The organism is Thermorhabdus hydrogeniformans (genome assembly GCF_049310025.1).
GTDB lineage: Bacteria > Bacillota > Thermosediminibacteria > Thermosediminibacterales > Tepidanaerobacteraceae > JBJYKD01.
Map to the genome: position 1 here is coordinate 1 of NZ_JBJYKD010000147.1, position 270 is coordinate 270.

Genomic DNA, 270 nt, shown 5'->3' on the forward strand with positions numbered 1-270 from the left:
TTTCTTTATTTCTTTTCCCCCTTGTCCATGAACCGCACTCTCTCCAAAACTGGCTCAGGTTTAAGATGTCATATTTCGTTCAGGAAAGAGGAGCTCTTTCCTCTTCCTCGCTCTCTTCCTCCTGCATAAGAGGTGCTTGACTTTCCAGAAACGAAAGAGGCCACTCGATTTCCTCTTTCTTAATAGTCAGTGTGCTGAGTTGTTTTGCTAGTGATACAAATTTCCACTCTCTGAATCTCGAATGTGAGTTAAAAGTACTTTTAAAAGAAG

1 protein-coding gene is annotated in these 270 nt (G+C 41.1%); it reads right to left on the reverse strand.

The features are described from left to right. Nucleotides 1–79 precede the first annotated feature (79 nt). Nucleotides 80–270, reverse strand: a 191-nt coding sequence (locus ACKX14_RS15860; protein WP_422449356.1) for a hypothetical protein, incomplete at its 5' end; no start/stop codon positions are given.